Below are 21,297 nucleotides of genomic sequence, written 5' to 3' on the forward strand. Positions count from 1 at the left end.
TTACTGGATGAATATAGGAGGTTGATACATATGTCCAATTTTGAAGTTACAAATCTTAAAGTGAACTATAGAAAGAATCCGTTGGGGATTGATGATTTACATCCGCGGCTTAGTTGGTGGATCAGCACAGAAATACGGGGATTTATCCAATCAGCCTATCAAGTTCAAGTCGCAAATGATCACAAATTCTTTTCAAAAATCATATGGGATTCTGAAAAGGTAGAGTCGGATAGCAATGTGCATATTGAATACGAAGGTCCCGCCTTGCAATCCCGCACCCGGTATTACTTTAGGGTTCGAGCTTGGGACGATCATGGGATAGTTTCAGAATGGAGTGAACCTGCGCACTGGGAAACGGCATTGTTATCGGTATATGAGTGGCAGGCAAAATGGATAGCAGCACCTCCGAATCACCAAGAGAATGGGGCTGATCCTTGCGACTATATTCGTACGGAATTTTCAATCCCTGCTAATGTTGTATCAGCGCGTGTGTATGCAACGTCTCTTGGGATGTACCGCTTATATATAAACGGTAAACCAGCAGATAACACGTTATTTAACCCTGGCTGGACCAGTTATAATAAACGGCTTCAATATCAGACCTATGACGTGACTTCTTTGATTTCTGCTGGCAATAACGCTCTTGGTTGCATGGTGGGAAACGGGTGGTATAAAGGATATTTAGCTTGGGAAGGAAAGAAAGACATCTTTGGTGAGGATCGTGCTGTGCTTATCCAGCTGCACGTCACATTATCTGATGGTTCTGAACAAATCATTGTATCGGATGACAACTGGCGTACTTCTACAGGTCCACTCTTGATGTCAGAATTGTATCATGGCGAAACGTATGATGCGAGGCTCGAGGTAGAAGGTTGGTCTTCTCCCGGTTTTGAGGATGTAAAGTGGCTAAAGACTATTCTCAAGGACCGTCCAGAGACTTCATTGGTTGCTCAGGAAAACGAACCGACCAGGGTTATAGAAACCATCAAGCCTATTGCAGTCATTACTACACCTAAAGGCGAACATGTGCTGGATATGGGACAAAATATGGTTGGATGGGTAAGATTTACGGTTCATGCTGAAGCTGGAACGTTAATTACTTTAGAACATGCTGAGGTGTTGGACCGCGAGGGGAATTTCTACATCGGAAATTTACGATCTGCAAAGCAGACTGTTACTTATATATGCCATGGCGGGGAGGCAGAAACGTTTGAACCGTATTTATCCTTCCAAGGATTCCGTTATGTAAAAGTGACTGGCATACCGCTAGATCAATTATTGGAACAATTTATCGGCTGCGTCATCCATACGGACTTGGAGCAAACGGGAAACTTCAACTGTTCAGATGAACTCTTGAATCAGCTTCAGCACAACATCTTATGGGGGCAAAAGGGGAATTTTCTAGATATCCCGACAGATTGCCCACAACGAGACGAAAGATTGGGATGGACGGGGGATGCTCAAGTTTTTATTCGCACATCTGCCTACAACATGAATGTAGTTCCGTTCTTTGAAAAGTGGCTAAAGGATTTGGCCGCAGATCAAGAAGGAGACGGAAGAGTTCCGCATGTTATTCCCGATGTGCCAGCGGCAGGATACGGCTCTGCTGCTTGGGGAGACGCCGCGGTGATTTGTCCTTGGACGCTTTATCAATGTTATGGGGACATTCGTGTGCTGAAAACGCAATATCCAAGTATGAAAGCATGGGTCGAGTATATTCGGGCGCAAGGTGAAGACGAATATCTATGGAATACAGGTTCTCACTTCGGAGATTGGTTAGGTCTGGATGCCAAAGAAAACAGCTACGTCGGAGCAACACCAAAAGAGTTGATCGCTACCGCGTTCTATGCTTATTCAACGGAATTGCTAGCTAAGACAGCGGCTGTCATTGGAAAACCCGAAGATGCCTTAAAATATGAAGCATTGCATGAGAAGATTGTTCTGGCATTCCGCCAAGAGTTCGTAACACCAAATGGTCGGGTGGCCTCACCGACACAAACTGCGTATACACTTGCCCTTATGTTTGACTTATTAGAGGAAAAGGATCGTCATCGGACGGCCAAGATGCTAGCCGACCATATCGAAGAAAATGGAGTGCACCTAACGACCGGCTTTGTAGGAACTCCCTATCTGTGTCTAGTCCTCTCTAGATTTGGTTATACGGATGTAGCCTACCAATTGGTACTGCAGAAAGAGTATCCTTCCTGGTTATATTCTGTAATCCAAGGGGCTACAACCATTTGGGAACATTGGGATGGAATAAAACAGGACGGTTCGTTCTGGAGCGATGATATGAACTCCTATAACCATTATGCTTACGGTGCTATTGGAGATTGGCTCTATCGCACTGCCGGTGGCATCGAACTATTAGAAGCAGGCTATAAAAAAATACGGATCCAGCCGCAGATCGGGGAACATTTGACGTGGGTTGATGCTTCGCTTGAATCTGTCCATGGAACGATCAAGGTAACTTGGAAAAAACAGAACGAAGCTTCAGTAGAAATGCAAGTGCTGATTCCATCCAATACAACAGCTGAGATTATTATTCCAACGATGAATCAGGACAGTATTTTGGAGTCTGGGACACCAATAGAACAAGTCATAGGTCTATCCAGTGTGGAACAAATGTCAGAAGGCCTTAAACTACTAGTTGGATCTGGTGACTATTACTTCAAGTTTCCGATGACTTAAACGTTAATAAGGAATGATCCGCCAAAGAGAAAATAAGTTGAGCCAATTCATCGCTTGATATAATGAAATTTTCTAATATCCATTCCTGTATAATTGCTAAGCTTCCATTAACCAAATAAGCGTAAGTAAAACGCTTCATATTTTCGGGAACGTCAAGCTGAAGGAAAGTGTCAATATTCATCAGTACTTCATTAAGCAAACGTTTTGAAAACAACTCGTTTTCATTTGATTTGAGTAGCATGATGGCAAATAAATCATCATTCTTTTTGATGTAGTCTAAGAAGGTCAATATATAAGTGATGCCATTGTCATTAGCTTCGATTTTTTCTAGATATGCATTTGTGTTATCAATAATCTCCTGCTCAACATGTTCAAGCAGATCGTATGCATTTGCATAATGCAAATAAAAGGTAGAGCGATTGATGCCTGCTGAAGCGCATAATTCTTTTACGCTGATTTGGCTTATGTTTTTTTCTTTGAGCAGACGAATCAAGCTTTGCTTCAGCAGCAATTTGGTTAACCGTTCACGTTGATTCATTGTTGATTCACCCCCTATAAAAATTTTTAAAAACTAATGGACAGAATATCTTCGACTGTCTATATTACATCAGTTTGATAATCAACTGGTGGTTGTGAAATAGACACTGTGTCTGTATTCTGAAGGGAGACGAATGACTTGTCAATAATCTTATAATGCAGGTGAAGAATATGGTAAAGAAAAAACGAGTCATGATAACAGGTGCAGCGGGCAATATGGGTGGCGAAACATTGAAATTTCTTAGAAACGATTTAGCGAAATGCGAGCTGTTACTCTTTGATTTAGACAATTCAACCAGCCGCCATAAGCTGAAAGAATATGAGAGACTAAGTGGTGTTAAAGTAGTCTATGGCGATTTACTAGACTGCGACCTTGTCTATGAATGTGTGAAAGATGCCGACATTGTGCTTCATATAGCAGCCTTTGTATCTCCTGCTGCAGATGAGTTTCCCGAACGAACGATGCAGATTAATTATGGTTCAGCGAAGAACATCGTCGATTCCATCAAGAAAAGTGGTCGTGCCCATGTAACGCGTTTCGTAAATATCGGTACAATTGCGGAAACGGGTGACCGTATGCCGCCAATCCATTGGGGACGTGTGGGCGACCCTCTCAAACCAAGTGTGTATGACTACTATGCCGTTTCGAAAATTGCCGCCGAGCGTATGGTAATTGAATCAGGACTAAGCTATTGGGTGAGCCTCCGCCAAACAGGTATTATGGGGCCAGCGATGAGCAAGATAGAAGACCCTATTATGTTCCATAACTGTCTAGAAAATGTGCTTGAATACGTATCAGATCGGGATTCAGGACGTTTAATGCGAAACCTCTGCATCTCGGATATAGACGGAGAACTAAATGAAGGATTTTGGCAACATATTTACAACATTGGCGGGGGCGAGAGCTGTCGAGTCAGCACGCTTGAGATGTATCAGGTGCTTTATGGTAAGTTAGGTTTAACAAATCTTGATTATGTGATAGATCCTAAATGGTATGCAACACGGAATTTTCACGGACAATATTATCTGGACTCTGATAAGCTGGAGGACTATTTTCACTTTCGCCGAGATTCAATAGATTATTTCTATCAAAGCTACCTCGATAATCTAGGCGCACTTGTGCCTGTTGCGAAAGTCATCACTAAATTGCCCGGAGGTCAAAAATTGATGGGTGCGATGATTAAGCGGACGATGAAAAAGCAAGCAGTAAAAGAGCGAGGAACGATACGTTTTATCGAGGAAAATGACATTGAGAAAATAGACGCTTATTGGGGCAGCAAGAACAACTGGGAGGCGATACCTGCAAAGGTGTCTGAAATGAAGAAATTCGCGGATTGGGATAAAGTCATCAAACTTGACCACGGGTATGATGAGAATAAGCCAACATCGCAATTAAATCTTGAAGATATCAAGGGTGCTGCGAAATTTCGTGGTGGTGAATGTCTTTCAACAGATATGGAAACGGGGAATTGGGCAGGCAAACTTGATTTCAAATGTGCGTTCGACCATACCTTTACGGCTAGCCCCAAGCTTATGCTAGAAGGTGGACATTTCTGCCCGCAGTGTGAGCTCGAAAGCTGGAATTACAAAGAACGTGCGAAGCGTGAACCGTTCTTTGCTCAGGTTTGGAACCCTATTCAAAGTAAGGCAGACGGACGCGAGTATATGAAATCGTATCAGAATTAGATGGTATTACCTCACTTCTGAGATGTTAATACTTCATACAAAGGTTGATCTTTTTGAAGATCAGCTTTTTTTGATTTCATAAAGAGGGAGAGAATAAAAGCGTATTTGTTGACAAATAGTCTAATTAGACTAATAATATAAACAGTCTAATTAGACTATTGAAGAGAGGATGAGAATAATGATCAAATCATTTCTAATGATTGGACAGTCAAATATGGCTGGACGAGGATTTATACATGAAGTACCCCCAATTTATAACGAGAGAATCCAAATGCTACGTAATGGCAGATGGCAAATGATGGCTGAACCTATTAATTATGACCGTCCTGTTTCTGGAATAAGTCTGGCAGGATCATTTACGGATGCATGGTGTCGTGAAAATGAAGAAGACATCATTGGCTTAATTCCTTGTGCTGAGGGTGGGAGCACCATTGATGAATGGGCTGTAGATGGGGCACTTTTTAAACATGCATTGCAAGAAACTAAATTTGCTATGCAAAATAGTGAATTAACGGGGATTTTATGGCATCAAGGAGAAAGTGATAGTAGTAATGGCAGCTACAAAGTCTATTATCAGAAATTACTTTTAATGGTTACGGCCCTTAGAAAAGAGCTAGATGCTCCAAATATTCCATTTATAATTGGTGGCTTAGGGGATTTTTTAGGCAAAGAAGGATTTGGAAAACATTGCACTGAATACGAGTTGATGAATCAAGAGTTACAAAAATTTGCTTTTGAACAAGATGATTGTTACTTTGTTACAGCTTCAGGTTTAACTTCTAATCCGGATGGTATTCATATCGATGCAATATCTCAAAGAAAATTTGGGTTGCGATATTTTGAAGCTTTTATTAATAAGCAACATGTACTTGAGCCGCTAATTAATGAACAGGAGTTGTTAAGTCTCCATAATGCAAGAACACACACTAAAGCGGAAAAAATGTATATATTGAGTATGGATTTTGCTTTAGGAAAAATATCATTTGACGAATTTCAAGCCAAGTTTATACAAATCAACAATGATTAAAGCTAGTAGCATTTTGACGGAGGCGTTGAGTTGATAATATTACTAATTTTAGGATTATTAAAACAAAATCCAGGGGCTCACGGTTATGAATTGTTATCCTTAATGGAAGAAAAACACTATAAATATATAGTGAATTTCACCAAAGGGTCCTTTTATTATAATCTTGGGCAATTAGTAGAGAAAAAGTATATTGTAAAAGTTGACCAAAGAGACAGCACCAGAGAGACACATAATTATAACATCACGGAATTAGGGGAAAAAGAGTTTGAAAAGTTGATGTTCAAATATGGGTCTAAGACAGACTATATAAACCTATCTTTTTATGTAGCAATGTTATTTTCAGATGAATATAAAAAAGAAGAGCTAACTAAATTAATAGAAATACAAATCGAACAAACTAAAAATAAGATTTCTTTAATACAGCTATCTCTTGAGAACGATGAAAATATCACTGCTTATTTTAAAAAAATGTTAGAAAATTCACTTTCCCACCATATAGTAAATATTCAATGGTTTGAAGGTTTGCTTGAAGATATAAAAAAAGAAAACTGATCAAAGCTCAACGGTTATTCTAGTAACCTATTTGAACATACGTTTTTCTAGTTCATATAGATAAAGATCATGAATTTCTTTGTTTTCAATATCTTGACCTACAAAAAAAACTAAAGTTGGGTCACTCACGGGATATGCATAAGTAAGGTATGTTCTGTGCATAAAATCATAGTCCATCTTTTTTAACTTGAAGTCAATTTGATACTTATCTTCTAAATAGACTTCGAATTGTTTTTTATGAGTTATGGACTTCCATGGTAATCCGAAGAATAAAAAGTATATTCCTATAAGGAATATCAAAAAAATTATTAGAATGAGCGATTTTTTACTTAGAATAGGGTGTTTCATATATTAATACCCCTCCTTGTAAAATAAGACAAAAGCGAGCCTCTAAAATCACTTTTAGGCTCGTTTTGCGTTTCGTGAATTGTATTTACTTATTTTAGAATCCTGCCCACTACTAGTATATATTTTAAATAGTCGCCATAATTGCCTGCTGTAAACTCCGTTTTCTGCTGAAATACTTGATCTTTTATGAGGGCTGGACGAGGACGTAGTTGTTCTGTTGTTGGGTTAAGATCAGCTTCCATTTGAAAGGTATTATTAAATATAACAATAACATGTAGATCTTCTTTACCTTTAGGTATAGAAATTCCACTAATATTTTTTGCGCTTAAATTGATATTTCCCTGCTGAAGCTTATTTTCAATTAGTTCACTCAGCGTCAAATCAAAAGTGGTTGGTAAAATTCCATTCTGATTAGCAATTCTATCAGGAGGAATGTCCGATTCCTTAATAGACTTTACAATATTAAATCCGTTGATCGCTTCATCTTCCAAGTGCAAAATACCCGTTTGGCTATCGTGAGTTCCCCTTAAATTCATATTATCCAACAGTACACGAATAGGTAACATAAAAGATTGTTTGTATACTACTGGAACAGTATCCATTGTTTTCACTACACCATCTACTATTATCTTATTCGAATTCTCTGTTAAAATAATTTTCTTACCATTCTTTTCAATTATTGCTTGTTTTAATTCGGCATTATACGACACTGAAGCTCCTAGTAGTTCACTTACTGCACGAAGGGGAACAATTAATCTTTGTTTGCTATCAATATAAGGTTGCTTTGGATAAGTGTAGAGAATATTGTACTCATTGATTTGCAATAGAACAGGGGAGTTTATTGTAGTAGACGCTGCAAAAGATGGATACGAAGGACCAAATAATAGGGTACTCGCTAAAGTAACAGCTAAACTGAGCTGTAGTAATTTCAATCAAATCACCTCCAGATATTTTTTAAAATAAACCCGAATAAGTGTTACTGTCATAAACACCAATTATAATATCGTGCAAGCGAACTTACAGTAAGTATATGATAAAAAATGTAATAAGGATGTAAGTAATTTTGCCCGCTACATTGTTGCGGTAACAATCAACAACATACTAACGGTACCTGTAAAAAACATTTTGACATATCTAACAGGTACCGTTATAATAAAAATCAACAGGTACCGTCACAAAGATTAACAGGTACCATACAAACTTTATGGAGGATCCAATATGGACATGAATACTGAATTATACGAAAAACTCGCGAAACTGCAATGGCTGCTGCAACGCCAACACTTAAAAACACACGCTGCCGTTGGCCCTATGGCCGACACATCCCGCGGGCAAGGCAGGATACTGGCATTTCTCCGGATGAAAGATGGTATCAGCACCAAAGATTTATCCTATATGCTGGACATCCGTGTATCATCCCTCAATGAATTGCTTGCAAAATTGGAAAAAGCCGAATATATCACCCGTAAGCCATCAGAAACAGACAAACGCATCATGTTGATTTACTTAACCCAAAAAGGACAAGAGGAAGAGGGGCAAGAGATAGATAGCGTCAACATATTTTCTAGCCTATCTTCAGAAGAGCAGGTTGCTTTCGGGGATTACTTAACCCGCGTAATTATGGCTTTAGAAGAAGAGCTTGGAACGGACGGAGAACGTGATGTAATGGCTATGTGGATGGAGGCTGCAAAGGAGCGTATGGGTACAGAGGAATTCGAAAAACTAATGGCCATGCGTGGACAAATGCAAAAAATGTGGGGGAATTCTAGGGACGAACGCTTTAGCGGAAGGTTCCCTGGCTTTGGCGGGGAAGGGCATCGTGATATGCGCGGATTCGGCTGGCCTTCCAGAGATGGAAGAAATTCGTCACCAGACCAGTCACATGATCCGGACGATAAGTAAGCAAAGTCTTTTCGTCAAACAGTAGCAGTGGCGTGCCTTTCACAAACGAAAGATGAACGGCAAAGGCGGCGCAATGACGTACTTTCTTGGAAACTGAAGAACAGTTAATTTCGCACACCAACCCCGTAAAGTCGATGTTACGGTACGGGGTTGTTTGTTGCTGCGTCATGGTTCATATTCAATAAATAGTTAGAATTCTAAGTAATCTGAATACTAAATAGATGAAGAAAGTGGTGACCCACATGGATGCAGAAAACCTCCATTACTTTGAAAAAGCGCCCATCTCAAAAGCCGTAGCTCACTTCGGTATACCGATGATGTTAGGCATGTCAATGAGTGTCATATATTCCATCTTGAATGCCTATTTCCTTGGCACACTGGGCAATACGGCTATGTTAACCGCACTTGCACTAACCTTGCCGTTATTCGCGATCATTATGGCGCTAGGAAATTTGATTGGCATGGGCAGTGGTACATTCATCTCCCGCTTGCTAGGGGAGAAAAAATATGATGATGTTAAGCATGTATCTTCATTCGCTTTTTACAGCAGTTTAGTTATCGGTCTTATCGTGATGGCTGTTGGCCTCCCGTTGATTGATCCAATTGTTCATGGTCTGGGAGCGACGCCCGACTCCTTCGGATTTACAAAGGACTATGTAACGATTATGCTTATCGGCTCACCATTCGTTGTATTATGCTTCACATTGGAGAATATCGTGCGCTCGGAAGGTTCAGCAATCACATCGATGATCGGGATGATTCTAAGTGTTGTCGTGAATATTATTCTCGATGCGCTAGTTATCTTCGTCTTGCATTGGGACGTGATTGGCGTTGCGACTGCTACGGTCATCTCTAACTTGGTTGCGAGTGCATTCTACGCCTACCATTTGGGTTATAAAAGCCAATTCTTAACTGTCTCTTTTAAATGGTTCAAAGCTACCAAGGATATACTGAGCAATGTATTCAAAATCGGAGTTCCCGTCTTTATTATGAGCATCTTCTTGGGTGCAATGTCACTCATATTGAACCATTTTCTAGTCGAATATGGAGATCAAGCCATAGCGGGGTTCGGAATTTCATCACGTTTATTACAATTACCTGAGTGTATTCTGATGGGATTATGCGAAGGTGTCGTGCCGCTCATTGCCTTCTCTTTTACAGCAAATAAATTACGCATGAAGCATACCATCGGATTCACGATCAAAGCGATTATAGCTTTAGCTGTCGTGTTCGGCGTTATCGTCTATCTGATTTCCGACCACTTAATTGGCTTATTTACGAATGACCCGCAATTAATTGAAATGGGCAGCTACATTCTGCATGTGACATTCTTATCCTTGTTCATTACAGGAATGACTTCGTTGTTTACCGGGATCTTCCAAGCTACAGCGCAAGGAACTGCTGCATTTATAATGTCAATTATTCAAGGAGTTACTCTGATTCCTGTGTTGTATATAGCCAATCGAATGAATGGTTTCCATGGTGTGGTCTGGTCGCTCGTCATTTCGGATGCCGTTGCGTTCCTTGTTGGTGCCATCATGCTGTATGTTCTGCGGAACAAGATGCAGCCGGATTTAAATACTTTAGCACAGTAGAATACAGAGTCTTAAGTTGATATATTAAGTTCATCTTCTAATATAAATTTCACAGTATAAAGGTGGAGCCTAGAGTATGGTTGATTTTGAATGGTATAGAAGCTTTTGCACAATATATAAGTATCAATCGATTTCTGAAGCCGCAAAAACCCGCATGATGACGCAGCCAGCCATGAGTCAGCACTTAGCCGCCTTGGAGGCGGAGGTGGGAGAAACTTTATTTATTCGGTCGACTAGAAAAATCACCCCAACAGAGCGGGGAAAGGAGTTATATTCCCAGCTCGCTCCACTTATAGAATCATTAGAGAATACGACAATGAGCTTTAAATCGGCTTCTTTGCCTACGCTGAGTGTGATCAAGCTGGGAGCGGCGCATGAGTTTTTTAGTGAAAAAATACTGCCACAACTTACTGATTTTAATACTTGCACCATTTCGCATTTTGAAACCTCCGAGCAATTGCTAGAGCTTCTGAAGGAAGACAAGCTAGACATTCTCATTATGTCAAAAAGGTTCCAAACTCCCGGTGTCGAGTATCTGAAACTAATGGATGAAGAGTTTGTTATAGTAGCTCCAAGCGATTATGAAATCCTTGGATTTGATACTCTGAAGCTTGAAGAGCAATGGCTCTCTGAACAGAAATGGATCAGCTATGGCTTGGAATTGCCGATAATAAGAAGAATTTGGAGAGAACATTTTAAGAAACGTCCTGAAATTAGACCTATTCATATCATTCCTAATTTACACATGATCCTGAAGGCAGTTGAGCTCGGGGTGGGCTTGAGTGTCATACCTACATACCTCTTGCGAAACTCGTTAAAAGAAGGAAAATCAAAAGTTGTTTTTAAGCATTTAAAAGTAAAAAATGAGTTATATATCGCTTATCAGTTAAAGAATAAGCATTTGCCTCTGATTCATGAGATCATATCTATCCTAAGAGAAAAGAAGATGGATTAGCTAGTATTATTTATAAAATAATTTATGAATAAATGGTTATTTCATAATTTGTTTTATTTATGTTTTGGAGCTTACAATAAAGAAGCAGCAAAATTAATAAATAATTGAGACTGGCACCACACTTTGTCGAATGGACAAGCATCAACAGCATAGATGAGGAGGAAATATTATTATGAAAGTGTTTATCACAGGAGCTTCAGGCTATATCGGCGGGTCGGTGGCTAAAGGTTTACTTGATGCCGGGCATACTGTCTTCGGTCTGGTTCGCAATCCCGATAAGGTGGAAGCATTAAGGGATATTGGTATAGAGCCTATACTCGGCACGTTGGAAGATACGGATACGCTAACGAAATATGCTAAGCTCAGCGACGCAGTAATTCACACAGCCGATTCTGATCATTTGCTGGCAGTTGAAACTTTTATAGCTGCTCTACGTGGAAGTGGAAAGCCATTTTTGCATACATCGGGTTCAAGTGTGGTTGGAGATGATGCCCGTGGCGAAACGGCGAGCGAACAAATTTTTGACGAGGAAACACCATTTGTACCTATGGATATTAGGGAAAACCGCGTAGCGATAAACAACCTCGTACGCAAGGCTGGAATTGAGGATTGGGTGAGAAGCATCGTGATAGTCCCATCTATGATTTATGGTGATGCACTAGCGTTGCCTGCGGAAAGCGATCAATTGCCGCAAATTATTCGCAAGTCGAGAGAGCTGCAGGCAGGCGTTCACGTAGGTAAAGGCGTAAATCGCTGGTCTAATGTCCACATCAAAGATTTGGTACAACTGTATGTATTGGCACTTGAAAAAGCACCGTCTGCATCGTATTTTTTTGCCGAAAATGGGGAGGAATCTTATGGGGACATCGCCAAATCTGTCAGCGAGGCGTTAGGCTTTGGGGGCAAGACCATAAGCTGGCCCGCAGACGAAGCGATAGCAGAACTTGGAGACTGGGCGCGTTTTGCTATCGCCTCGAACAGCCGTGTGCGTGCCACCCATGCAAGAAATCTACTTGCTTGGGCTCCGAAGGAAGAGTCGCTGCTTAGCTGGATAAAAAATAATTTGCAATAATAAACCACTGAAAAATGATTTCTCCATGTTTAAATTTGACGATTACCATGAATAACATATACGCAAAAGAAGCCGCCTATTAGGTGGCTTCTTTTGCGAAAAACGTTATAAGCTAGCCTATCTTAAAAAGAACAATAGCTAAATTTTAACGCTGACTTCTCCATTTGAAAGATATTCCTCGTCACCATTTTCATATCTGACTTTCAGATGGCAATCGTTATCGATATCAATGGCTGTTGCCTTAAGCTGTTCATTATTCTTTATCACTGTTACGGGTTTACCAAGTGAAATTAACCGTTTTCTATATTCAGAAAGAAACAATCTATCCGTTAATTGCTCATAATATCCCATGAAATTGTTCAGTACTTCTGCTACCAGTCGGTTGCGGAGATCACCATAAGAACTGTTTTCAGAAATTACAGTTGTTGCAATCTCGGTAAGGTCGTTAGGAAAGCCGTCGGACGGTAGCGCTACATTGATACCAATACCAAGAGCGGCATAATCAAGCCAGCCGTTTTCCAGCGACACGGATGCTTCGGTAAGGATCCCGCATACCTTTTTTCCCTCCATAAAAACATCATTCACCCATTTAATCTGCGTTTCTTTACCGGATACGCTCTCGATGGAAAGGGCGACTGCAACAGCGGCGCAAGTGGTCAGCAGAGCGGAATCTGCTGCTGACAGCTTGGGACGCAGCAGGATACTCATATAGATACCCGTTCCTGGTGGAGAAAAGAATTTTCGGCCCATTCTCCCACGTCCAGCGGTCTGTTCTTCGGAAAGGATCACCTTACCCTCAGCTTCTCCATTTGAGGCAAGACTTTTTACTGCTTCATTCGTTGAAGATAGTGTCTTAAAGACTTCTAAACGTAACTTTTGCCCCTGGGTATCCAGATATTTTGAAATTGCACTTGCAGATAGGATATCTGTTTGAGGTGACATGGAATATCCTTTATTGGTTACAGCTTGTATCGAATATCCGTCAGTCTGTAACGATTTTATGGCTTTCCAGACAGCACTGCGCGTCACGGATAACTGAACGGCTATTTCCTCGCCGGAAAAGTATTCACCCTTATTACTGTCGAGCAAGGCAAGAATATGTTCTTTTACTGTCATGAACTTAACCTCCAAAAGTATAACTCTCCGACCAAAACCCATTGAATATATTAACATCCAACGATTGCGACTGAATACTCTAATTCTATAGAACAATTGGAAAAACTCAAGCTTGGTATTTCGCTCTATTGTAAACCTCTAAAAATATTATGGTTTACAATCAATGATATCTCCATTATAATTCAGCTTACTGGACGTATTTACTAACCAGAATACAATTATTTATATCCAATGGAGGTCAATTTTTTGAAGACAAAAGAACTTATTTATGCTGCATTATTCGCAGCGCTTATCGCGGTGCTGGGCATGATTCCACCCATCCCCCTCGGCTTCATCCCCGTTCCTATCACTGCCCAGACGCTTGGCGTCATGTTAGCTGGAGGTTTTCTGGGGAAACGGATGGGCGCCCTTAGTTTAGTCATTTTCATCATTCTGGTAGCCATTGGACTGCCTGTACTGACTGGTGGCCGTGGCGGAATCGCAGTGCTCATTGGTCCTTCTGCAGGATACATATTTAGCTTCCCTATCGCGGCCGGCCTAATCGGCTGGTATTCTGAAAAAATCTGGCCGAAGGTCCGAACTTGGAAGCTGATAGTGATCAACATAATCTTTGGTGTATTACTAGTGAGTCTGATTGGTGCACCAGTCATGGCATTAATAACCAATACGTCGATCTGGGCTGGACTTGTCGGAGCGTTAGCCTTTCTTCCGGGGGACATCATCAAAGCCGTTATAGCAGCCGTCATAACGATGCAGCTGAAAGCAATTAGCCCTATTGAAGAAAAAACACAAATATAAAGTGATGTGAAACTCGGGTAAATGAAACCCGGGTTTTTTTATTGAAAAATAATATGGTTATAGATGTGAATTTGTTTATACTATAAAAATTAAAATGAAATTGAAATAGGGTGGATAACAATGGATAAGGGATTTAATTTAGCTAGCCAACTATTAACGCTGCTTGATACGGAACAAAGATGGTTTACCTTAGCCGAAGTGGAAAAAAGTTTAGGGATCTCAGATAAGACAATACGGAAGATGGTGGAGGAAATCAGTAAGCAATTACCCTCTACTGTAACCATTGAAGTTTCTAGAGGTAAGGGAATCGTTCTTCTACGTGATGGGCAAAGTACGATAAGTGAAGTGATTTCTTCTATGTTCAGACAAACCATTTTTTATCGGCTGATGCATTTATTGTTTACGAATGCTGGTCGAATGTCTGTGGAGGAGCTTTCTGAAGCCATGTTTATGAGTACCTCGTCTTTGAAGAAGCTGATTGTGGAATTAAATAACAATGATCTAAAAGCGTATAAGTTACGCATTAGTTACTCTACACCTGTGATCAAAGGGAATGAAATGAATATTCGGTATTTTTATTGGAATTTATATTGTGATGCGTATGAGTTTACAGGATGGCCCTTTACGAATGTCGATTTTGCTTATATAAATCAATTGATCACAAATATAGAGAATGAGAATAACATTGTATATTTTATCAATTCCAAAAGGAAATTGTCCTTTTTGTTGGCAATTGTAATAGAAAGAGCTGGGAAAGGAAATTGTGTAACCATCGACAAAAATGAATACCCCTGGGAAAAGGGGATGTTTTATATACCAGTGAGAGCCATAGCAGAGCGTCTTGAAGAAAAGCTGTCTATCGAATTTCCAAAGAGTGAAATATTCTTTATGCAATCCATGGTTAGTCTCAGCCAATATCATTATTATGAAGGGTCAGAGATCACTCCGATGAAAGAAGTCGAATTACACAAGGATAAAGAAGAATATCAAATGGGGAATCTGCTTCTAATGTTGTTGGCAAAGGTATACCCGAACTTGGATATGCATGAACGATTTATTTTGGAGATTTACGGGTTCTTTGACAAGTTATTAATCGAAAATGCCATTCCGGAATGGATGATGATTTCGAAAAGTCATTTAACAACATATGTAGAGCAGGAGTGCCAGCAGATTTATCAAGAAATGCAAACCTGTATGCAAACGTGGAATAAAACTTACCCTTCCGTTCTCTTCAATAATTTTCATTTAACAAAACTAACCTTAATTGTCCGCTCGAGTTTACGTTATAAGAGTAAGAGGGCTTTCTTAGTGATCGGGGAGGAATTTTCAATTCGTCATTACATAGCAGATTTGATAAAGAAGGAAATAGGGGATCAGTTGATCCTTAATACCTCCATTATGAAAGGGCTAACCGACGAGATCATGCAGCAAAATAATATTGATCTTGTCATTAGTAATATCCCGGTTGCACTAAAGACCGTGCCTGTTGTTATTATTTCTACGATTCCTTCTAAAAGAGATTTGGACAATATCCGTAAAGAATTGCTTTTATAATTTGACCAATTATTTTCCGTTACCTACGTAAGTTTTTGGTCTAGTTTGTAATGTTAAAAAACCTTATGCTCAATCTAGTTTCGAAACTGATTTTACTTGAGGGCAAGTGGAAAGCGATTTCGGTAAACCTCAGTTTACTATTAAAAGTTGGAGGAAGAACTATGAGTAGGCATTTAGGTGCAAATAAGGGAGAAATAGCAGAGCGCGTTTTGCTCCCAGGAGATCCTTTACGTGCAAAATTTGTAGCAGAACACTTTTTAGAGGGGGCTAATTGTTATAACGAAGTAAGAGGGATGTATGGATACACTGGATTATACAAGGGTGTACCGGTGTCGGTTCAGGGGACAGGGATGGGAAATCCATCGATGAGTATCTATGCTACAGAATTGATCGTCGATTATGAAGTTAAGAAATTGATTCGCATTGGTACATGTGGTGCGATGCAAAGTGAAATTAATATCCGCGATATTATAATAGCCCAAGCGGTGTCTTCAGACAGTAATATGACGGAGAAGATCTTTCATGGTTGTAATTTTGCACCTACAGCAGATTTTTCATTGTTAATGAAAGCGTATCAACAAGCACAAGCTAAAAATGCAAATGTTTTTGTTGGTAACATTTATAATTCTGATGAATTTTATCGTGAAAATTTAGATCGACTTCACAAGTTTATGGATTTTGGTGTATTAGCAGTAGAAATGGAAAGTACAGCCCTATACACTTTAGCCGCTAAATATGGTGTAAAAGCGTTATCGATTTTAACAGTCGGCAGTCAATTGCTAAGACAGGAACACCTGACTCATAAAGAAAGTGAACTATCTTTTTATGAAATGGTCGAAATAGCCCTTAACACAGTCATTGATGGCTGATTTATGGATAAGAGCAGTGTTGTTAGAAAAGAGAGTGAGAAAGAAATGAAGGTAATACTGTCAGGATTGCAGTGGATGATTTTTATGATCGCTGGTGCAATTGCTGCACCCATTGCTATCGCAGATTTATATAACTTAACACCCATAGAGACTTCCGGGCTTATCCAGAGAACAATGATTACTTTGGGGATAGCTGGATTTTTACAAGGCCTGATGGGTCATAAATTCCCTATCCATGAAGGTCCGGCAGGGTTATGGTGGAGCATTTTTACGATTTACGCAAGTTTAGTGGGGGGGCTTTATTCTTCTAACAATGGTGCTTTACAAGCTTTAAGTGGGGCAATGATCATTAGCGGTGTGTTATTTATCCTAATTTCAGCATTTAAGCTAATGGATAAAATCGCTCGTCTATTTACTCCCACCATCACTTTTATTTATTTACTTTTATTGATCTTTCAATTAAGTGGATCTTTTATGAAAGGGATGATGGGGATTACCATAGCCCACACCACGTTAGATGTTAAAGTATTCATCCTTAGTGTGATTGTGGTTTGCATTACCTTTTGGTTAGGAAAAAGTCGCTTTGTAGTACTCAGCCAGTTTTCAATAATTTTCAGTATATTGATAGGCTGCCTATTATTTATTATCTGCGGTAATATACCAGTGTTTTCTCATGCGGATACTCTATTTAAGCTACCGAAAATATTCCCATTTGGCAGACCTCAATTCGATGCTGGGACAATCACTACTGCATTTTTATTAACGCTGTTATTAATAACCAATGCAGTTGCATCGATCCGTTTGATGGAGACCGTTATGAAACAAAAGCAAGTGGATCATCATCGTTATTTGCGCGCCGGGTTTACTTCTGGAATTACGCATCTTATTAGTGGCGGTTTAGGAGCGGTCGGTTCTGTCCCTATCTCGGGAGCGGCGGGATATGTTGAACAAACAGGGATGAAGGAGCGCAGATCATTTTTAATTGGATGTTGCTTTGTGATCTCAATATCCTTATTTCCGCCAATGATGAATGTTATATCAGCGATTCCAGCTCCCATAGGCTATTCCGTTACCTTCGTCATTTTTGTGAAGATGGTCGGACTAGCGCTAAAGGAATTGAAGAAGGTCATTCATGAAGAACGAACATTTATCGTTAGTGGAATTTCCCTTTTAGTGGGTGTGGGATTAATGTTTATCCCTTCATCAGCTACGGCCAATTTATCTCCGATCGTGATAGCCATTTTAAATAATGGATTAATATGCGGAAGTCTGTTGGCGATTATTTTGGAACAAGGGTTAATGTGGAAAGATGCATTTCGATATGAGTATTCCAAGAAAATTAACCGATAATTTGGAGGGCTAAAAATGCATTATCTAATTTCTATTGCTGGTTTGGTTATTGTTCTATTACTGGCATGGCTAGGAAGTAACAATAAGAAAAAGATTAAATATCGACCAATCATTGTAATGATTGCTATTCAGATCGGTTTGGGATTAATTATACTAAAAACAAGTATAGGTGAATTCTTAATTAAAGGGTTTGCCGATAGTTTTGCAAAATTACTTGGATACGCCAATGAAGGGACTGACTTTGTTTTTGGTGGGATTGCAAATGAAGGGGCCCATACATTTTTCCTTTATGTTTTGATGCCAATTGTTTTTATGTCGGCATTAATTGGGATATTGCAGCATTACAAAATTCTCCCGTTCATTATCAAGTATATTGGTTTGGTACTAAGTAAAATAAATGGCATGGGCAAATTGGAGTCTTATAATGCAGTTGCAGCCGCAATTGTAGGACAAAATGAAGTGTTTATTTCGGTGAAAAACCAGCTTGGATTATTACCAAAACATCGCTTGTATACATTATGTGCGTCTGCAATGTCGACGGTATCCATGTCAATTGTTGGTTCATATATGACGATGCTAGAACCTCGGTATGTAGTAGCTGCATTGATATTAAACCTATTCGGCGGATTTATCATTTCATCCATCATTAATCCGTATGAAGTTACACCTGAAGAAGATATTGTTGAAGTTCAGGTAGAAGAAAAACAAACGTTTTTTGAAATGCTGGGCGAATATATTATGGATGGCTTTAAAGTAGCCATAGTAGTTGGTGTAATGTTGGTTGGTTTCGTTGGGATCATTGCATTAATTAACGGGGTCTTCAGCGGAGTATTCGGTATCTCGTTTCAAGGAATTTTAGGGTATGTCTTTGCACCCATTGCCTTTCTTATCGGTGTCCCATGGCATGAAGCTGTTGATGCAGGCAGTATCATGGCGACAAAGCTTGTTGCGAATGAATTCGTTGCTATGCTTGACTTTGTTAAGATCCAAGATGGTTTAAGTGGGCGTACTACAGCCATTGTCTCGGTTTTTCTAATCTCATTTGCTAACTTTGGGTCCATTGGTACCATTGTGGGTGCAGTGAAAGGCTTAAATGAAAAACAAGGGAATATTGTGGCTCGATTTGGATTAAAACTGTTATTTGGCGCCACACTTGTAAGCGTTTTATCCGCTCTGATCATCGGTATCATTTTTTAGTTAAACTTAGCGGATTTTCGTCATCGTTATGAATTCTGCACAAGACATCTTTGTATATAAAAAGCCGCTTTCTTAGCGGCTTTTTTTGTTGTGATTATAGAACAATTATTAAGATAGGAAATAGGAATAAGAATAATTGATTATCAAATGGGTTAATTAAAGAAGAACCGCCAGTTTTTACTCTTTTTCCGAGTCAGATAGCAAAAGTATTGACAACCTGTATATACAGGTTTAAACTGTGTGAAGTGTTTGAACTTGTATATACAGGTTTAATATTTGACATAAAGTAATTCTTTTGGAGGTGTTCAACTTGAGTCAGTCCCAGTATTCGGAGTGGTGGCGCCGGTCCACGGTGTATCAGGTGTACCCGAAGAGCTTTAAGGACACTACAGGCAACGGAACAGGAGATATTAAAGGACTTATTGAAAAATTAGATTATTTGCAGAAGCTTGGAATTGATATTGTCTGGTTACAGCCGGTCTATGTCTCGCCACAACATGATAACGGTTACGATGTTGCGGATTATGAAAATATCAACCCGGATTTTGGTACGATGGAGGATTTCGACGAATTAGTACAGGAACTGCACAGACGTGAAATGAAGCTAATGATCGATATCGTGGTTAACCATACTTCAACAGAACATGAGTGGTTCAAACAGTCCATTTCAAGCAGGAACAATCCCTATCGTGATTACTACATCTGGAAGGACCCGGCTCCGGACGGTGGCTTACCCAACAATTGGCAGTCGAAGTTCGGAGGTCCTGCCTGGCAGTTTGATGAAGCATCGGGACAATATTATCTTACTCTCTTCGATAAAACCCAGGCGGATCTGAATTGGGAGAACGAGAAGGTACGTAGAGCAGTGAATGATATGATGCTATTCTGGGCTAAAAAGGGTGTCGACGGCTTCCGCATGGATGTAATTAATTTAATCTCCAAGGATCAACGCTTCCCTAACGATGACGGGAGTGTTCCACCGGGGGATGGACGCAAGTTCTATACTGACGGTCCACGGGTTCATGAATACATCAAAGCGATGTACGAAAAGGTATTTGGTCCGTATGAGATGGTGACGGTCGGAGAGATGTCCTCAACTACATTGGAGCATTGCATCCGATACTCGAGTCCTAAAGAGCGGGAATTTTCCATGACTTTCAATTTTCATCATTTAAAAGTCGATTATCCGAATGGACAGAAGTGGGAGCTAATGCCCTATGATTTTGAGGCGATGAAAAGCTTGTTCACAGAGTGGCAGACCGGAATGCAGAAAGGTCAAGGCTGGAACGCCTTATTTTTTAACAATCACGATCAACCGCGTGCCCTCTCCAGATTCACTGATGATAAGGTCTACCGTGTAGAGAGTGCCAAGCTGCTTGCAACAACTCTGCATGGCCTTCAGGGAACACCTTATGTGTATCAGGGGGAAGAAATCGGGATGCCAAATCCGGTATGGAAGAGCATCGATGAGTTCCGTGACATTGAGTCACTGAATATGTACCGTATTTTGTGTGAACAAGGGAAAAGCCCTGAGACTGCCCTGAGTGTTCTTCAGGAACGTTCACGGGACAATTCCCGTACGCCGATGCAGTGGGATGACAGCCGAAATGCCGGATTCACCACAGGTACTCCATGGCTGAAAGTTGATGAGCGGTATTCGGACATCAATGTGCAGAAGGAGCTAGCCAATCCCAATTCCATCTTCCATCATTACCGTAAGCTGATTGCACTACGCAAGGAGTATGGGATATTCATTGAAGGTGGATTCAAGAGACTCGATGATGGTCATCCTGAAGTGTTCGCTTATGCCAGAACAGGTGATGGTGAGGCGCTTGTAGTGGCCTCGAACTTCAGCAGTAAAGAGATTACCTTCCGCTTTGAAGATAGTCACTGGGCAGAGTTATCATCAAGTGGTAAAGACGAGCTACTGATTGGGAATACAACAGAAACACCTGCATTAACACAAGAGCTTCAGCTTAGTCCTTATGCTTCCTACATGTGGTTAATCCGCTAACGAGGTGTACTTGAGAAGGAGCACAAATCAATTA

17 protein-coding genes are annotated in these 21,297 nt (G+C 40.2%); 14 read left to right on the plus strand and 3 right to left on the minus strand.

All coding sequences use genetic code 11. The annotated features are described in order from the left end of the window. Positions 1-30 precede the first annotated feature (30 nt). A complete protein-coding gene (locus tag NSS87_RS15630) occupies positions 31-2,691 on the plus strand; it encodes a family 78 glycoside hydrolase catalytic domain (RefSeq protein ID WP_339241044.1) in 2,661 nt (886 codons plus the stop codon). On the opposite strand, the gene NSS87_RS15635 is transcribed toward NSS87_RS15630, so the two are convergent. After that, positions 2,672-3,229 (minus strand): TetR/AcrR family transcriptional regulator, encoded by a 558-nt coding sequence (locus tag NSS87_RS15635; RefSeq protein WP_076283751.1) that lies wholly within the window; start codon positions 3,227-3,229, stop codon positions 2,672-2,674. The two genes, NSS87_RS15630 and NSS87_RS15635, sit on opposite strands and share 20 nt — an antisense overlap. Before the next feature lie 170 nt (positions 3,230-3,399). Between NSS87_RS15635 and NSS87_RS15640 the strand changes: the two genes are divergently transcribed. The 3 genes from NSS87_RS15640 (at position 3,400) to NSS87_RS15650 (ending at position 6,493) form a co-directional block, all read left to right on the plus strand. Beyond that, positions 3,400-4,914: an NAD(P)-dependent oxidoreductase gene (locus NSS87_RS15640; RefSeq protein WP_339241049.1), complete on the plus strand. Its 1,515-nt coding sequence runs from the start codon at positions 3,400-3,402 to the stop codon at positions 4,912-4,914. 178 nt (positions 4,915-5,092) lie between these two features. Then, the gene (locus NSS87_RS15645; RefSeq protein WP_339241051.1) at positions 5,093-5,941 is read left to right on the plus strand and encodes a sialate O-acetylesterase; all 849 of its coding nucleotides are present in this window, start codon (positions 5,093-5,095) and stop codon (positions 5,939-5,941) included. A gap of 30 nt (positions 5,942-5,971) precedes the next feature. After that, a complete protein-coding gene (locus NSS87_RS15650; RefSeq protein ID WP_042188392.1) occupies positions 5,972-6,493 on the plus strand; it encodes a helix-turn-helix transcriptional regulator in 522 nt (173 codons plus the stop codon). A gap of 437 nt (positions 6,494-6,930) precedes the next feature. Here the strand turns inward: NSS87_RS15650 and NSS87_RS15655 are convergent, their stop codons facing one another. Next, entirely contained in the window at positions 6,931-7,773 is an 843-nt protein-coding gene (locus NSS87_RS15655) for a copper amine oxidase N-terminal domain-containing protein (RefSeq protein WP_042188395.1), read from the minus strand. Between the two features lie 286 nt (positions 7,774-8,059). Here NSS87_RS15655 and NSS87_RS15660 point away from each other — a divergent pair, with 286 nt between their 5' ends. From NSS87_RS15660 to NSS87_RS15675, 4 genes are all read left to right on the plus strand, one after another. Further along, the gene (locus NSS87_RS15660) at positions 8,060-8,743 is read left to right on the plus strand and encodes a MarR family transcriptional regulator (RefSeq protein WP_081382919.1); all 684 of its coding nucleotides are present in this window, start codon (positions 8,060-8,062) and stop codon (positions 8,741-8,743) included. Positions 8,744-8,985: 242 nt separating this feature from the next. Then, entirely contained in the window at positions 8,986-10,338 is a 1,353-nt protein-coding gene (locus tag NSS87_RS15665; protein ID WP_339241057.1) for an MATE family efflux transporter, read from the plus strand. A 76-nt stretch (positions 10,339-10,414) separates the two neighbouring features. Then, positions 10,415-11,293 (plus strand): LysR family transcriptional regulator, encoded by an 879-nt coding sequence (locus NSS87_RS15670; protein ID WP_339241060.1) that lies wholly within the window; start codon positions 10,415-10,417, stop codon positions 11,291-11,293. A 172-nt stretch (positions 11,294-11,465) separates the two neighbouring features. Continuing rightward, a complete protein-coding gene (locus NSS87_RS15675; RefSeq protein WP_339241063.1) occupies positions 11,466-12,365 on the plus strand; it encodes an NAD-dependent epimerase/dehydratase family protein in 900 nt (299 codons plus the stop codon). A 138-nt stretch (positions 12,366-12,503) separates the two neighbouring features. On the opposite strand, the gene NSS87_RS15680 is transcribed toward NSS87_RS15675, so the two are convergent. Continuing rightward, a complete protein-coding gene (locus NSS87_RS15680) occupies positions 12,504-13,481 on the minus strand; it encodes a biotin--[acetyl-CoA-carboxylase] ligase (RefSeq protein WP_339241066.1) in 978 nt (325 codons plus the stop codon). Positions 13,482-13,727: 246 nt separating this feature from the next. Here NSS87_RS15680 and NSS87_RS15685 point away from each other — a divergent pair, with 246 nt between their 5' ends. From NSS87_RS15685 to treC, 6 genes are all read left to right on the plus strand, one after another. After that, a complete protein-coding gene (locus NSS87_RS15685) occupies positions 13,728-14,279 on the plus strand; it encodes a biotin transporter BioY (protein ID WP_339241069.1) in 552 nt (183 codons plus the stop codon). A 120-nt stretch (positions 14,280-14,399) separates the two neighbouring features. Then, complete coding sequence (locus tag NSS87_RS15690) at positions 14,400-15,833, plus strand: helix-turn-helix domain-containing protein (protein WP_339241072.1); 1,434 nt, start codon at positions 14,400-14,402, stop codon at positions 15,831-15,833. A gap of 161 nt (positions 15,834-15,994) precedes the next feature. Continuing rightward, positions 15,995-16,702: a purine-nucleoside phosphorylase gene (gene deoD / locus NSS87_RS15695; RefSeq protein ID WP_339241075.1), complete on the plus strand. Its 708-nt coding sequence runs from the start codon at positions 15,995-15,997 to the stop codon at positions 16,700-16,702. 3 nt (positions 16,703-16,705) lie between these two features. Further along, on the plus strand, positions 16,706-18,052 hold the full coding sequence (locus NSS87_RS15700) for a purine/pyrimidine permease (RefSeq protein WP_339241077.1): 1,347 nt from the start codon (positions 16,706-16,708) through the stop codon (positions 18,050-18,052). A gap of 15 nt (positions 18,053-18,067) precedes the next feature. Further along, positions 18,068-19,249, plus strand: coding sequence for a NupC/NupG family nucleoside CNT transporter (locus tag NSS87_RS15705; RefSeq protein ID WP_042188403.1), 1,182 nt, complete (start codon positions 18,068-18,070; stop codon positions 19,247-19,249). Positions 19,250-19,559: 310 nt separating this feature from the next. Beyond that, on the plus strand, positions 19,560-21,263 hold the full coding sequence (gene treC / locus NSS87_RS15710) for an alpha,alpha-phosphotrehalase (protein ID WP_339241080.1): 1,704 nt from the start codon (positions 19,560-19,562) through the stop codon (positions 21,261-21,263). The last annotated feature ends 34 nt before the right edge of the window (positions 21,264-21,297 follow it).

Source organism: Paenibacillus sp. FSL F4-0243 (genome assembly GCF_037963295.1).
GTDB lineage: Bacteria > Bacillota > Bacilli > Paenibacillales > Paenibacillaceae > Paenibacillus_AQ.

Bases quoted from the DNA above. Each gene is read 5' to 3' on its own strand.
- NSS87_RS15690 (WP_339241072.1), top strand. From the start codon at position 14,400: ATGGATAAGGGATTTAATTTAGCTAGCCAACTATTAACGCTGCTTGAT.
- deoD (WP_339241075.1), top strand. From the start codon at position 15,995: ATGAGTAGGCATTTAGGTGCAAATAAGGGAGAAATAGCAGAGCGCGTT.
- NSS87_RS15680 (WP_339241066.1), bottom strand. From the start codon at position 13,481: ATGACAGTAAAAGAACATATTCTTGCCTTGCTCGACAGTAATAAGGGT.
- NSS87_RS15635 (WP_076283751.1), bottom strand. From the start codon at position 3,229: ATGAATCAACGTGAACGGTTAACCAAATTGCTGCTGAAGCAAAGCTTG.
- NSS87_RS15665 (WP_339241057.1), top strand. From the start codon at position 8,986: ATGGATGCAGAAAACCTCCATTACTTTGAAAAAGCGCCCATCTCAAAA.
- NSS87_RS15660 (WP_081382919.1), top strand. From the start codon at position 8,060: ATGGACATGAATACTGAATTATACGAAAAACTCGCGAAACTGCAATGG.
- NSS87_RS15670 (WP_339241060.1), top strand. From the start codon at position 10,415: ATGGTTGATTTTGAATGGTATAGAAGCTTTTGCACAATATATAAGTAT.
- NSS87_RS15700 (WP_339241077.1), top strand. From the start codon at position 16,706: ATGGATAAGAGCAGTGTTGTTAGAAAAGAGAGTGAGAAAGAAATGAAG.
- NSS87_RS15675 (WP_339241063.1), top strand. From the start codon at position 11,466: ATGAAAGTGTTTATCACAGGAGCTTCAGGCTATATCGGCGGGTCGGTG.
- NSS87_RS15640 (WP_339241049.1), top strand. From the start codon at position 3,400: ATGGTAAAGAAAAAACGAGTCATGATAACAGGTGCAGCGGGCAATATG.
- NSS87_RS15630 (WP_339241044.1), top strand. From the start codon at position 31: ATGTCCAATTTTGAAGTTACAAATCTTAAAGTGAACTATAGAAAGAAT.
- NSS87_RS15705 (WP_042188403.1), top strand. From the start codon at position 18,068: ATGCATTATCTAATTTCTATTGCTGGTTTGGTTATTGTTCTATTACTG.
- NSS87_RS15645 (WP_339241051.1), top strand. From the start codon at position 5,093: ATGATCAAATCATTTCTAATGATTGGACAGTCAAATATGGCTGGACGA.